Below are 13,410 nucleotides of genomic sequence, written 5' to 3' on the forward strand. Positions count from 1 at the left end.
TATGTCTACACGTGAAAAAGGCCTAATTGCATGGTTTGCGCGCAACCCTGTTGCAGCAAATCTATTGATGATATTTATACTTATTGGTGGCATTTTAACGGCGTTTACTATTCGCAAACAAATGTTTCCACAATTTGAAAGTAACTGGATCAGTGTCTCCGCGGTATACCCTGGCGCAGCCCCGCAAGAGGTTGAGGAGGGCATTACCATAAAAGTCGAGGAGAACCTTGAGGGTATAGAGGGAATAAAGCGCCTTATCACCTACTCCAATAGAGGCTCTTCACAAGCATGGATTGAAATAGAAGAGCAGTTTGATCCGCAAGAAGTACTCGATGAAATTAAAGTACAAGTAGATTCAATTAATACGTTTCCTGCGGGTATGGAGCGCCCTATTGTTCGTCGCGATAAGTACAAACAAGAAGTAATGATACTTGCGCTTTACGGTGACATGAGTAACTACCAACTTAAAGAGCTCGGAAACGATATAAAAGACGAGCTTCAGGCACTACCTAATATTAATTTAGTTAACTTTAATGGTGGCCTTAATTACGAAATTGGTATTGAAGTAAGCCCTGATAAACTGCGTGCTTATGGATTAACGTTTAGAGATATTGCCAGTGCAGTGCAAAGCTTTTCTGCCAATATGTCAGCTGGGCAAATTCGCTCTGAAAATGGCTATATTTCAATGCGCGTTGAGAAACAAGCCTACCGTGGTAGCGAGTTTGCAAAGCTACCGCTGATCACCCTTGCCGATGGCGCGCAAGTATATTTAGGTGATGTTGCCACTATAAATGATGGCTTTGAAGAAGGCCTACAATACTCAAAATACAATGGTAAAAACTCATTGTCGTTTGAAGTAAACGCCTCCAAAGATCAAGATATTACCGATGTTGCTAAAGTACTTAAAACCTATATGGCTGAAAAAGAATCGCAACTGCCTGCAGGTGTTAAGCTCTCTCCTATTGTTGATTTAACTTACTACCTCGAAGGTCGCCTCGATATGATGGTCGACAATATGATTTGGGGTGGCTTACTAGTTATGTTGGTATTAGCGCTGTTTTTACCATTACGTTTAGCTTTTTGGGTAATGATGGGTTTACCTGTGTCATTTTTAGGTGCCTTTTTGTTTATGCCAATTGGCTTTTTAGATGTCACCATTAACTTAGCCTCGTTATTTGCCTTTATACTGGTGCTTGGGATAGTGGTTGATGACGCCATTGTTGTGGGCGAATCTGCTAGTGCTGAAATAGAAAAACATGGCCATACACTCGATAACGTAGTACGCGGCGTAAAGCGCGTGGCAATGCCAGCAACATTTGGCGTACTTACCACTATTGCGGCATTTTTACCGCAAACTCTTGCCACAGGCCCAAGTGCGGCTTTTTCTAAAGCCATTGGTGGGGTGATTATTTTATGTTTAATTTTCTCACTGATTGAATCAAAACTTATTTTGCCGGCACATATTGCGGCAATGAAAGACCGTAAAGCAAATCCAAAAAACCCGCTTCACCGTGCACGTAAAGTAATGGATAACGGCCTAAAAAGTTTTGTTGATAACTACTACACCCCGTTTGTTGGCCGCTGCATTCATTATCGCTATACCGTAATTGTCGGTTTTATGTGTTTACTGATTGTCAGTGCGGGAATGTTTGCCGGTGGTTTAGTTAAATTTGTGCCTAACCCTAAAATACCGCACGATTTTCCACGCATTGATATAGAAATGAACTTAGCGTCTTCTGAGCAAGCAACGCTTGAGACAGCTAAAAAAATAGAGCAGCTAATACTGAGCGTTGATAACCAGCTCAAAGAGCAATACGGTAAACCGATGATCCACGATTTATCAGTTAGTTTACGTGGGCGAACGCAAGCAAACATTATGGCTATTTTAGTTGAACCCGACCTGCGCCCCATTGATACCTTTGCACTGAGTGCATTATGGCGCGAACAAATGCCTAACTTACCGGGCGTTAAAACCCTAACCATTCAAGACAGTATTATGAACGGGGGTCGAGACGATGGCGATGTAAGCTTTAAACTCGAAGGTAAAAATGCACAAGTACTTAAAGAAGTCGCTGGTAAACTTAAAACCAAGTTGCAAAGTATGGAAGGCGTAGGCGATGTTAATGACTCAATGCAAAGCGCTACCGATGAAGTACAGCTAGATTTAAAACCACTTGCTTACAGCATGGGGCTTACCCTTGCCGATGTGGCCTCACAAGTGAGCTTTAGTTATTACGGTTTAGAAGCACAACGTATTCTTCGCGAAGGTGAAGAAATCAAAGTGATGATCCGCTACCCAGAAGATGAGCGTAACTCAATCAGCGATATTGACAGCGTACGTATTATCACCCCCACAGGCGCTGAAGTACCATTAAGTGAAGTTGCTAATATTTCATTAGTTGATGGGGTTAATCGTATTCGCCGTGAAAATTCAAAACGCACAGTAAACGTATGGGCTGCGGTAAATACTGACCAAGTAGAGCCATTTGCGATTGCACAACAAATTCGTGATGAGTACTTACCTTCATTACTTAAAAACTATCCAGGGGTGCAAAGTAATGTGGCTGGTCGTATTCAAGAGGAAATGGATAGCGCTGATGAGCAATTACGTGACTTTGCGCTATCGATGATCATAATTTTTGCATTATTGGCCATTCCTCTGCGCTCTTACTCGCAACCATTAATTATTATGTCGGTCATTCCATTTGGTGTGGTTGGTGCCATGTTTGGCCACATGGTACTAGGTATGACCATGAGCAGCTTATCGATGTTTGGCATTATTGCGGTAGCCGGTGTGGTGGTTAATGACTCACTCGTGATGGTAGATTTTGTAAACAAAGCGCGTGCTGAAGGTGTGGCAATAAAACAAGCGGTAATGCAAGCCGGTGCACGTCGCTTTAGAGCCATATTACTAACTTCAATCACCACCTTTATTGGGGTCATGCCGATTATTATGGAAACCAGCTTACAAGCAAAAATTGTAATACCGATGGCGGTATCGCTCGCTTTTGGTGTGCTGTTTGCCACGGTAATAACGCTTATTCTTATACCGTGTCAATATGTTGCGCTTGAAGATGCAAAACGCCTGATCCGCAAATGGCGCGGTAAAGATGCCCTAGTCGATGGCCAACCAGCAACGATAAATCACTAAATTAAGTAAAATCCCAACCAAAAAGCTCGGTATTATTATGCCGAGCTTTTTATTTATACATTAAACTGCTCGTTTTTTATGCCTTTTACGTTATGGTATTTAATAATCATAATAAATAAGGCACAACTATGAATTCCCCTCAGTCCGAACACATTTCCTCAAGAAGCATTTGATTGGTATGACGAATACGCTCACGGTTTAATTGATAGACGCACGTTTATGAAAAAGCTTGGTGGCTTAGCCGCATTGGGCTTTTCAATGACGGTGCTTACAGGTGCATTATTACCTAATTACGCACAAGCCGAGCAAGTCTCATTTAACGACGATGACATAAAAGCCACTTACCAAAAATTTGATTCGCCTAATGGCCATGGTTCAGGCAAAGGCTACTTAGTGATTCCAACAAATACACAAGGCAAACTACCTGTTGTATTAGTAGTACACGAGAATCGCGGCTTAAATCCATATGTAAAAGATGTTGCAAGGCGACTAGCTAAAGCCGGGTTTATTGCTTTTGCACCTGATGCGTTATACCCACTAGGTGGCTATCCAGGCAACGACGATGAAGGTCGAGCCATGCAACGCACGATGGATCGCGTTAAAATACAAAATGATTTTGTTGCCGCCGCGCACTTTTTGAAGGCGCATCCAAATAGTAATGGTAAATTAGGTGCCGTTGGTTTTTGTTTTGGTGGCTATATTGTTAACTATTTAGCCTCAGTAGACAGTAATTTATTAACTGCGGGCGTGCCCTTTTATGGTACACCTGCAAGTGAAAGCTTACATAAAAACATTAAAGCGCCATTAATGATTCAGTTAGCTGAGCTTGAAAAACGCGTTAACGCCACATGGCCTGAATATGAGCAGAGCTTAAAAGCTAACAATGTTGATTACACTATGCACATGTGCGAAGGCGAAAATCATGGTTTTCATAACGATTCAACTGGCCGCTACGATGAAAAAAATGCCGAACTTGCATGGCAGCGTACATTAGCGTTTTTTAATAACCACTTAAGTTAACATTACTAAGCGTGAATTTGTTACTCGTTAATTAATACACGTTTATCAACAATTCCCTGCTTTACTAGCTGGTTCAATAAGTGAGCGGTTTTTTCTCTGCACACATCGCGTAGTAGTCGTACAGCGGGAGTAATCGATTGTCGGCTTGGGCAAATAAGCCACAGCTCCCCTTGGGTGTGCTGATAGTTAGGCATCACAGTCACAACGCGTTTATTTAATAAGTCATCGGCAATATCTAACGCCGATTTAATCGCTAAACCTTTGCCTGCTAAACACCAACGCCTGACTAAATCGCCATCGTTTGAGGCACGTCTGCCCTGCATTTTTACTTTGTATTTTTTTTGGCCATCGGTAAACTCCCATACATTATTGATAATACCTTGCAGCTGATAAAATAACCCTTGATGCTGCGCTAAATCATCAGGGTGTTCTGGCTCACCATATTTAGCTAAATAGGTAGGTGTAGCACAGAGTAGTCGCGGTACGTTGCAAATTTTAAATCCATAAACACTGCTATCACTTGGGGAGCCATAACGCAGTGCAATATCAACCGAATCACGAAAAAAATCGATATTGCTATCGCTAATGTGCGTACGCAAGCTCACACTTTGGTACCTATCCATAATGTCATCAATCCAGGGGATCACTAGGTTGCGCCCTAAATCAGATGAAGTAGCCACCCGCAATTCTCCCTCAATAGCATCATGTTCTCCTTTGAGGTTTTGCCTCGCCGTTTCAAGTACAGCCAGCGCTTGTTCGCATTGGGGTATGTATCGCTCCCCTGCACTGGATAAACGCAAGTGCCGAGTTGTTCTAATAAATAATTCACAGCCAAGGGCTGATTCTACGCGCTTAATAGCCGCACTGGCGGTTGCTGTGCGCATATCTAACTTAGCAGCAGCTAAAGTAATACTTCGACACTCTGCTACTTTTAAAATCAGTTTTAAGTCATTAATCTGCATATTATCTATTTTTATTTGATAATAATTCAATAATTATGCTGTTTATTTTAAATAAAGCAAATTGTATTATGTTGCTAATACACTCAGTGAACACTGTTTATTAGCCCTTTTTATTATGGAGAGACTATGACTCACCCTATTATTCGCGACCTTGAAAGCCGCCATACTGCTAAACGTTACGACGCGACAAAGCACATTTCTCAAGACGATTTAGCGGTATTGTATGACGCGATGCGTCTTTCTCCTTCGTCAATTAATTCGCAGCCTTGGAAATTTGTAGTGATTGAATCAGACGCTGCAAAAGAGCGTATGCACACTACCTTTGCTAATAAGTTTCAATTTAATCAGCCACACATTAAAGCGGCGTCGCACATTATTTTATTTGCTCATAATCCGCAATATACTCGTGAAGATTACGGACACGTAATTGATGCCGATATAAAGAATGGCAGAACTCAAAAAGAAAACCGCGAGCAAGCTTTTGGCGCTTTTGCGTTTGTTGATTTAAATACCGATGAGCAAGGTAATAATGCCGCCTGGACCAAAGCACAAACCTACATTGCTTTAGGCAATACTATGCATGCAGCAGCGCGCTTGGGGATTGATACCACGCCGATGGAAGGCGTTGATGCACAGCTGATTGGTGAAGAGTTTGCAAGCGAATTAGACGGCTATGTGTGTGATGTAGCACTTGCGCTGGGTTACCATGATGCAGAAGAAGACTACAATGCTAAGCTGCCAAAATCACGTTTAAGCAAAGAACAAGTAATTCAGGTTTTATAAGTCAAAGCTGCTCACTATAAATTGTTAGTGAGCAGCTTACTTTATTAGGCTAGTTTTGTGACCACAGACGCACTAATAACTTTGCCTTGATCAACATCTGCGGTAACAGTGCATAAAGCTCCATTGATTAAATTTAAATTAGGAGGGATGTGACCAATATCGGCATCAATGATCACCGGAAATAAACACCCGCCAAAAGCGGCATTTAAGCCTTGGCGATAATCAAACCCCAGATCTTGCCCCTGTAAGGTTACATGGCGGCCAATAATCACCCCGTTTATATCATCAAACATACCGGCTAATTTGAGTGATAATAAAAACCGTGCAACCGTCGCAGGCGTGAGCTCTGCGCTTTCTAAATAAAGCACAATACCTTGCGAGGCACTGTGCTTTTTAAACTCATGCAGTGCCAAAAAAGGCGAATCGAGCAACAGTCCAACCGTATCAAGACATCCACCAAACAATCGCCCTGACATTTCGATACTGCGTTTATCGGTGTAATTTAAACATTGCCATTGGGTGGGCACGCTGTGATCAAATAATGCGTTTGGGTTATGTGCATAATCAGGTTTACTATGCTGGTGATAAACAGAGGGGGCTTGCTCAAACTCACTATTAGCCTCATAGCTTAGACTTTCAAAAATTTGTAAACAATATGGGTCTTTTTCATCGGGGTGTAACTGAATTAAATTGGCGCTATGCAGTGTTGCCCAATTACATTTTGCTGTCAGTGCACAGGCAATCGTGCTGACATCTGAATAACCGACTAACCATTTAGGTTTGGCATTTTTAATTGCGCCAAAATCAAGTAACGGCAATATTTCCATTGCCAGCTCTCCGCCCATTGGCGGCATAATCGCATCTATTTCATCATCTAATAAAAAGTCCATTAGTTGCTTGGCATGCTGCTTGGCTGTTAGCTGAGTTCGCGGTTCGTTTTGACGTAAAAACTCCCCCTCAACAACCTCATAACCTCTTTGTTTTAAGCCGTTAATGACGATGTCTAACCGTGGGTGATATTTTGATTTGATCCCCGCTGATAAAGAACACACGGCGATTTTAGATCCCATTTTTAAAGGTGCTGGATACAGTATATTTGCCATATTATTTCCTTATTGAAGAATAGGTTACTACCATAACAACATAGCCTACATTTACAAACAATGAATAATAATTGACCGGTATTTAAATCAAATATAAAAGCCAAGCATAAAAAAACCAGTGCTTATTACTAAGCACTGGTTTTTATAAAACGTTAAAGTGAGTTAACTAATTAAATATACTCAACCTCAATGATTTCGTACTCTACATCACCTTTTGGCGTTTTGATAATCACAGCGTCATCCGCTTGTTTACCAATTAAGCCGCGAGCAATTGGTGAATTAACAGAGATTAAATTACTTTTAATATCTGCTTCATCATCGCCAACAATCTGATATTTAACTTCAGCGTCGGTTTCAACATTAACGATGGTTACTGTAGTACCAAAAATCACTTTACCTGTATTAGGCATCTTTGTTACGTCAATCATCTGCATGTTTGAAAGTTTTGCTTCAATTTCTTGAATACGGCCTTCACAAAAACCCTGTTGCTCACGCGCAGCGTGATACTCAGCATTTTCTTTTAAGTCGCCGTGCTCACGTGCATCAGCAATATCAGATACAATTTTTGGACGGGTAACAGTTTTTAATTCGTTAAGTTCATCGCGCAATAATTTTGCGCCACGAACTGTCATTGGAATTGATTGCATACTTTTCTCACTTAATCCCAAGGCCGTGGTTACGGCCTTGGCACATTTCCTTAGTTCAATCGCAGGTGTAGTTCTTGAACAGACGTCACTTTACTGCGGTCATCTGCTTGGTTAGCAGTACAGTTAGCAAATGCCGCATTCAATGTCGTAGTATAATTGGTTTTGTGCTGCAATGCACCACGACGTAACACCTTCGAATCTTCAATCGCTTGGCGACCTTCGGTGGTATTAACGATATAGCTATACTCGCCATTTTTGATTCTATCAAGAATGTGCGGACGACCTTCATATACTTTATTTACACGGCGAACCGTAATTCCAGCATCTTCAAGTGCAGCAGCTGTTCCACCTGTTGCATCTAGCTCAAAACCAAGGTCTGTCATGGTTTTAGCTAGTTCTACAATACGTGGCTTATCGCTATTACGTACAGATAGTAACGCGCGACCACCACGTGGTAAAGTGTTGCTTGCACCTAATTGTGCTTTTGCGAACGCTTCGGCGAAAGTATCACCAACACCCATTACTTCACCCGTAGAGCGCATTTCTGGGCCACGGATAGGATCCACACCTTGGAACTTAGCAAATGGCAATACCACTTCTTTTACGCTGTAGTACGGTGGAATCACTTCTTTAGTAATGCCTTGGCTTGCTAAAGATTGACCTGCCATACAACGTGCCGCAACTTTTGCAAGTGCTACACCCGTCGCTTTAGATACAAATGGAACTGTACGTGCTGCACGTGGATTTACTTCGATTAAATACACTTTGCCATCTTTAACCGCAAACTGTGTATTCATCAAACCAACTACGCCAAGCTCAAGGGCCATATCAGTTACTTGCTTACGCATTACATCTTGTACTTCTTGCGTTAGCGAGTGAGCTGGTAATGAACACGCTGAGTCACCAGAGTGAACGCCTGCTTGTTCAATATGCTCCATGATGCCGCCGATGATGACTTGCTCGCCATCACAGATAGCATCAACGTCAACTTCGATTGCGTTATCTAAGAAACGGTCAAGTAACACGGGTGCTTCATTTGATGCAGATACAGCTTCGGTCATATAACGACGTAAGTCTTGCTCATCGTATACAATTTCCATCGCACGACCACCTAATACGTACGAAGGACGTACTACCAGTGGGAAACCAATCTCAGCTGATTTAAGTAGTGCTTCTTCAGTAGAGGTAACCGTCGCATTTTCAGGCTGCAGTAGGTCTAAACGCTCAACAAGTTGTTGGAAGCGTTCACGGTCTTCTGCACGGTCAATCGCATCTGGCGAAGTACCAATTACTGGCACGCCGTTCGCTTCAAGCTCGCGCGCTAGTTTAAGTGGTGTTTGACCACCGTACTGTACGATAACGCCTTTTGGCTTTTCAACACGTACAATTTCTAGTACGTCTTCAAGTGTAATTGGTTCGAAGTATAAACGGTCTGACGTATCGTAATCGGTAGATACCGTTTCAGGGTTACAATTAACCATAATAGTTTCGTAACCGTCTTCACGAAGCGCAAGGGCTGCGTGTACACAACAGTAATCAAATTCAATACCTTGGCCGATACGGTTAGGACCGCCACCAATCACCATGATTTTATCACGGTCAGATGCGTTAGCTTCACACTCTTCATCGTAAGATGAGTACATGTAAGCCGTGTCTGAGCTAAATTCGGCAGCGCACGTATCAACGCGCTTGTACACAGGCACAATATTGAGTTGATGACGCTTTTTACGGATTTCAGCTTCTGACACACCGGCAATTTCTGCAATACGCGGATCGGCAAACCCTTTGCGTTTAAGTTTACGCAAGAAGTCTGCATTTAAGCCGGCCATACCGACTTCTGAAATTTTAGCTTCGTCTTTTAAGATATCTTCAATTTGTACTAAGTACCAAGGGTCAATCTTAGTCAGTTCGAACACATCTTCAACACTCATACCATGACGCATTGCATCGGCAATGTACCAAATACGCTCTGCACCTGGCTCACGTAATTCACGAATGATTTTTTCTTTTGCTTTAGGGTCATCAAGTGCCACAATTGGGTTAAAGCCTGTTGCGCCTACTTCTAAACCACGTAATGCTTTTTGTAATGACTCTTGTTGGTTACGACCAATCGCCATTACTTCGCCCACTGATTTCATTTGCGTCGTTAAACGGTCGTTTGCACCAGCAAATTTTTCAAAATTAAAGCGAGGAATTTTTGTTACCACGTAATCGATTGACGGTTCAAACGATGCTGGGGTTTTACCACCAGTGATATCGTTTTGAAGCTCATCTAACGTGTAGCCTACCGCTAACTTAGCGGCGATTTTAGCAATAGGGAAACCCGTTGCTTTAGACGCCAGTGCCGATGAACGTGATACACGTGGGTTCATTTCAATGATAACCATACGGCCATCAACTGGATTTACACCAAATTGTACGTTTGAACCGCCAGTTTCAACACCAATTTCACGCAATACGGCCATAGAGGCATTACGCATGATTTGGTATTCTTTATCGGTTAATGTTTGTGCTGGCGCAACCGTGATTGAGTCACCTGTGTGCACACCCATTGGGTCAAAGTTTTCAATAGAACAAACGATGATGCAGTTGTCTTTTTTGTCACGAACAACTTCCATTTCGTATTCTTTCCAACCAATTAACGATTCATCAATTAATAACTCGCTGGTTGGTGAAAGGTCTAAACCGCGCTCACAGATTTCTTCAAACTCTTCCATGTTGTAAGCCACACCGCCACCGGTGCCGCCCATTGTGAAAGAAGGACGAATAATACACGGTAAGCCAATACGGCTCATAGTATCGCGCGCTTCATCCATTGAATGGGCAATTTCAGCACGTGGACATTCTAGGCCGATGTTACGCATAGCAACATCAAAACGCTCGCGGTTTTCTGCTTTATCGATTGCATCAGCCGTTGCGCCAATAAGCTCAACGCCATGCTTAGCCAATACACCATGCTTGTCTAAATCAAGCGCACAGTTTAATGCTGTTTGGCCACCCATTGTAGGCAGGACAGCATCTGGCTTTTCTTTTTCAATGATTTTTTCTACCACTTCCCAGTGAATTGGTTCGATGTATGTTGCATCGGCCATTTCTGGGTCAGTCATAATAGTGGCTGGGTTTGAGTTAACGAGTATAACTCGATAGCCTTCTTCTCTTAGTGCTTTACACGCTTGAGCACCAGAGTAGTCAAATTCACAAGCTTGACCAATTACAATTGGGCCTGCGCCTAAGATAAGAATGCTTTTTATGTCGGTACGTTTTGGCATTATTACTCCGGTTAAATTAGTGGTTACGCGCTTGCATCAAATCGATGAAGTGGTCAAATAATGGGGCTGCATCATGCGGACCAGGACTCGCTTCAGGGTGACCTTGGAAGCTAAACGCTGGTTTATCTGTACGATGAATACCTTGCAATGTGCCGTCAAATAACGATTTATGCGTTGCACGTAAGTTATCTGGTAATGTGGCTTCATCTGCAGCAAAACCATGGTTTTGTGCGGTGATCATTACAACATCACGGTCAAGATCTTTAACTGGGTGGTTACCACCATGGTGGCCAAACTTCATTTTTACTGTTTTAGCACCTGAGGCAAGCGCTAGTAGTTGATGCCCTAAACAAATACCAAAAATTGGCGTGTCGGTTTCTAAAAAGGTTTTAATTGCATCAATGGCATAAGTACATGGCTCAGGATCGCCAGGGCCATTTGATAAGAAAATACCATCTGGGTTTAAGGCTAGTACGTCAGCGGCAGAGGTTTGTGCGGGTACAACCGTTAGTTTACAACCACGATCTACAAGCATACGTAAAATATTACGTTTAACACCGAAGTCGTAGGCAACAACATGAAACTTTTCATCATCAGCGTGTAAGGTTTTAAACCCTTCACCTAATGTCCAGCTTGATTCGCGCCACTGGAAATTTTCCTTGGTTGAGACAACTTTTGCTAAATCCATGCCTTTTAAGCCTGGGAAGGCTTGCGCAGCTTCAAGCGCTTTTTTCTCGTCTAGTTCGTCACCGGCAACAATACAGCCATTTTGTGCGCCTTTATCACGCAAAATACGGGTTAGTTTTCTGGTGTCGATGTCCGCAATACCTAAAATATTACGTTCTTTTAAGTAATCATCTAACGATTGCTCGTTACGAAAATTACTCGCTAGCAGTGGCAAATCACGGATCACTAGGCCTTTAGCCCAAATATGACTCGCTTCTTCGTCTTCGCTGTTGGTACCCGTATTACCGATATGTGGGTACGTCAAAGTTACGATTTGTTCCGCGTACGATGGATCAGTCAAAATTTCTTGATAACCAGTCATAGACGTATTGAATACTACTTCACCGACTGACATGCCGTCAGCGCCGATTGCAGTACCGCGAAACACTGTGCCGTCTTCTAGGACTAACAGAGCGGATTTAGTCAAGTTAAACCTCCTAACAGTAAAAAACGGGAGTAAGCAAATTGCTTAACACCCCGCCAATACTCAGATAATTGGTCAAAGCCTGATTTCTGTGAGCTTAAATTGTTTTACGCAGTCTTAAATGATGCCGATGTAAACCACTAAACCTTCATTCATTTTTCTTGCCTAAAACTCTTTTCATTCCCACACAAACCCCGGTTTTGCTAACCATATGAGTATAATTGGAAACACGCATTTAGTAATTTTTGGCAAATTGGCTGCATTCTACATGAAGTTGGCTTTTAGGTCTAACGCTAATTAGTAAATTGTAATAAATAAGTGGTTATAGCAAAAAATCACCTCAAAGCTTTAAAAAAAGAACTTAACTACTTTAAATCTAGCACATCTTGCATGTCATAAAGTCCTGCGGGTTTATTTTTCAACCACTGCGCAGCTCTTATAGCACCTAGCGCGAAGGTCATTCGCGAACTTGCTTTATGGGTTAATTCAAGTCTTTCGCCCATTGTAGCGAAGTAGGCCGTGTGTTCACCTACTATATCACCGCCTCTTAGCACCGAATAACCAATTTCATTTTGTGATTTGGCCTGCTCTATATTGTTGCGATCATAAACGGCAACCTCATCATGATCCCACCCTTTTGCCTGAGCAATCGACTCGCCAATGGCAAGTGCAGTGCCCGATGGCGCATCAATTTTATGACGATGATGTGCTTCAAAAATTTCTATATCTAAATCATCACCTAGTTTTGTCGCTGCCGTTTGCACTAAGTTAAGCAGTAAATTTACGCCCACGCTATAATTACGCGCAAATACAATCGGAATATGTTTAGCGGCATCCGTTAATAGCGCCATATCGTCATGAGTTAAGCCGGTGGTGCCAATTACCATAGGTGTTTTTTGCTCAACGGCTGTTTTTAAATGATTTCTCATGCCTTCAGGCAAAGTAAAGTCTATAAGCACATCTACATTTTCAACCTGCTGTTCACTGCTAAACTTAATCTCTTTTGCCGCTGCGCTATTAAGCTGATTAACTGGCAGGTCTAATAATGGTGACTGACTGCGCACATAGGCCGCCGCTAATTGTGAATTTTTATTGATTGTTGCTGCTTCTACAAGTGCCAATCCCATACGGCCATTCGCACCAAACACACCTACTCGATTCATCTTTTTACAACCTATGTATTTTTTAGTTAGCTAGATTTTATCTAAAACTCATGTAATAGTCAGGAAAGCTTATTAAAAAGCTTCGATTATTTTAGGGTCTGTTGACCTTTGCGGATTAAAATTTGTTTAAACTAGGAGCGGTTTAATCGTGGCGCGAGGTTT

At 42.2% G+C, this 13,410-nt stretch carries 8 protein-coding genes and 1 pseudogene; 3 read left to right on the top strand and 6 right to left on the bottom strand.

Features of this window, described 5'->3' with window-relative positions; genetic code table 11:
- The first annotated feature begins 1 nt into the window (after position 1).
- Together CWC30_RS09275 and CWC30_RS09280 are read left to right on the top strand one after the other, a co-directional pair.
- Positions 2 to 3,151, top strand: a complete 3,150-nt coding sequence (locus tag CWC30_RS09275) for an efflux RND transporter permease subunit (protein WP_138626946.1) — start codon at positions 2 to 4, stop codon at positions 3,149 to 3,151.
- Between the two features lie 128 nt (positions 3,152 to 3,279).
- Positions 3,280 to 4,171: pseudogene (locus CWC30_RS09280) on the top strand (dienelactone hydrolase family protein).
- Positions 4,172 to 4,191: 20 nt separating this feature from the next.
- Here CWC30_RS09280 and CWC30_RS09285 read toward each other — a convergent pair.
- A complete protein-coding gene (locus CWC30_RS09285; RefSeq protein WP_069439695.1) occupies positions 4,192 to 5,133 on the bottom strand; it encodes a LysR family transcriptional regulator in 942 nt (313 codons plus the stop codon).
- A gap of 126 nt (positions 5,134 to 5,259) precedes the next feature.
- Here CWC30_RS09285 and CWC30_RS09290 point away from each other — a divergent pair, with 126 nt between their 5' ends.
- Positions 5,260 to 5,916: a nitroreductase family protein gene (locus CWC30_RS09290; protein WP_069439608.1), complete on the top strand. Its 657-nt coding sequence runs from the start codon at positions 5,260 to 5,262 to the stop codon at positions 5,914 to 5,916.
- 44 nt (positions 5,917 to 5,960) lie between these two features.
- Here the strand turns inward: CWC30_RS09290 and CWC30_RS09295 are convergent, their stop codons facing one another.
- The 5 genes from CWC30_RS09295 to dapB form a co-directional block, all read right to left on the bottom strand.
- On the bottom strand, positions 5,961 to 7,019 hold the full coding sequence (locus tag CWC30_RS09295; RefSeq protein ID WP_069439609.1) for a S66 family peptidase: 1,059 nt from the start codon (positions 7,017 to 7,019) through the stop codon (positions 5,961 to 5,963).
- A 170-nt stretch (positions 7,020 to 7,189) separates the two neighbouring features.
- On the bottom strand, positions 7,190 to 7,666 hold the full coding sequence (greA, locus tag CWC30_RS09300; RefSeq protein ID WP_010388635.1) for a transcription elongation factor GreA: 477 nt from the start codon (positions 7,664 to 7,666) through the stop codon (positions 7,190 to 7,192).
- Positions 7,667 to 7,716: 50 nt separating this feature from the next.
- Entirely contained in the window at positions 7,717 to 10,935 is a 3,219-nt protein-coding gene (gene carB, locus CWC30_RS09305) for a carbamoyl-phosphate synthase large subunit (protein WP_036982378.1), read from the bottom strand.
- 16 nt (positions 10,936 to 10,951) lie between these two features.
- A complete protein-coding gene (carA, locus tag CWC30_RS09310; RefSeq protein WP_036982376.1) occupies positions 10,952 to 12,088 on the bottom strand; it encodes a glutamine-hydrolyzing carbamoyl-phosphate synthase small subunit in 1,137 nt (378 codons plus the stop codon).
- A 362-nt stretch (positions 12,089 to 12,450) separates the two neighbouring features.
- The gene (gene dapB / locus CWC30_RS09315) at positions 12,451 to 13,248 is read right to left on the bottom strand and encodes a 4-hydroxy-tetrahydrodipicolinate reductase (RefSeq protein ID WP_008463955.1); all 798 of its coding nucleotides are present in this window, start codon (positions 13,246 to 13,248) and stop codon (positions 12,451 to 12,453) included.
- Positions 13,249 to 13,410: the final 162 nt, after the last annotated feature.

This window comes from Pseudoalteromonas sp. S4741, assembly GCF_005886135.1.
GTDB classification, from domain to species: Bacteria; Pseudomonadota; Gammaproteobacteria; order Enterobacterales; family Alteromonadaceae; genus Pseudoalteromonas; species Pseudoalteromonas tetraodonis.

Bases quoted from the DNA above. Each gene is read 5' to 3' on its own strand.
- CWC30_RS09275 (WP_138626946.1), top strand. From the start codon at position 2: ATGTCTACACGTGAAAAAGGCCTAATTGCATGGTTTGCGCGCAACCCT.
- CWC30_RS09285 (WP_069439695.1), bottom strand. From the start codon at position 5,133: ATGCAGATTAATGACTTAAAACTGATTTTAAAAGTAGCAGAGTGTCGA.
- CWC30_RS09290 (WP_069439608.1), top strand. From the start codon at position 5,260: ATGACTCACCCTATTATTCGCGACCTTGAAAGCCGCCATACTGCTAAA.
- CWC30_RS09295 (WP_069439609.1), bottom strand. From the start codon at position 7,019: ATGGCAAATATACTGTATCCAGCACCTTTAAAAATGGGATCTAAAATC.
- greA (WP_010388635.1), bottom strand. From the start codon at position 7,666: ATGCAATCAATTCCAATGACAGTTCGTGGCGCAAAATTATTGCGCGAT.
- carB (WP_036982378.1), bottom strand. From the start codon at position 10,935: ATGCCAAAACGTACCGACATAAAAAGCATTCTTATCTTAGGCGCAGGC.
- dapB (WP_008463955.1), bottom strand. From the start codon at position 13,248: ATGAATCGAGTAGGTGTGTTTGGTGCGAATGGCCGTATGGGATTGGCA.